Annotated in this window: 1 protein-coding gene; it reads left to right on the top strand. The window is 46.9% G+C overall.

Annotation, left to right across the window (positions count from 1 at the left end):
- On the top strand, positions 1-275 hold a 275-nt coding region (locus SB775_RS29265; RefSeq protein WP_410864733.1), incomplete at both ends, for a TetR/AcrR family transcriptional regulator C-terminal domain-containing protein.

Here is a 275-nt window from a genome sequence, read left to right as displayed (position 1 = left end):
AGCGAATACAGTCGAGCAAAAATTGTACGAACTCGTCCATACGCATCTCAGCCAGCTATCAGAGGATCATGACTTGGCAAAAGTGACGCAGATCGAGCTACGCCAATCCAATCAGGAGATCAATGAAGGAATCGGTACTGTGATGAAGCAATACTTGAATCTGATTGAAGAGGTGGTCAGGGAAGGGAGGGAGCAAGGGATTTTCCGTCCTGACATTGAGGTGCGGATTGCCAGAAAAATGATCTTTGGAACATTGGACGGAGTGACGACATCAT

Source organism: Peribacillus sp. SIMBA_075 (assembly GCF_046534585.1).
Note: the sequence above shows the minus strand (reverse complement) of the source record. Positions and strands in the feature narration are given on the sequence as shown.